This is a genomic window from Mesorhizobium sp. M7A.F.Ca.MR.148.00.0.0, assembly GCF_003997735.1.
GTDB lineage: Bacteria > Pseudomonadota > Alphaproteobacteria > Rhizobiales > Rhizobiaceae > Mesorhizobium.
The window spans coordinates 1-381 of the sequence record NZ_RZTB01000436.1 but is presented as its reverse complement, the minus strand read 5'-3'; the positions used below and the strand labels follow the sequence as shown (position 1 = coordinate 381).

The window sequence follows — 381 nt, the reverse complement described above, 5'->3', positions numbered from 1 at the left end:
CTGCCTGGCGCGGGAATAGGGCAAGGCAAACACGGGCGACCGTTCCGGGCGCAGGAACAGCGTCCGGTTGGTGGCGGCGTCGAGAAAGGCGCGGTCGTGGCTGGCAATGACGACCGGCACCTCACGCGGCAATGCGTTGAGCCAGGTTTCCAACTGGCCGATGCGAGCAAGGTCGAGATGGTTGGTCGGCTCGTCGAGCAGCAGCACGTCCGGATCTGTCACCCAGACGCGGGCGATCAGCGCCAGTCTCTGCCAACCGCCGCTCAGCGCCTGCATTGGCCGCTCGCGCATCGGCTGCGGCACGTCTAGTGAATCGAGAACCACGTCGACGCGCCACAACTCGCTTTCAGCCTGCTCGGGCGGCAAGGCGTCGGCCACGAC

Annotated in this window: 1 protein-coding gene; it reads right to left on the bottom strand. The window is 66.9% G+C overall.

Annotated elements, in window-relative coordinates; all coding sequences use genetic code 11:
• Window positions 1-381: ATP-binding cassette domain-containing protein (locus EOB49_RS34845; protein WP_164781977.1), on the bottom strand; the 381-nt coding region annotated here is incomplete at both ends.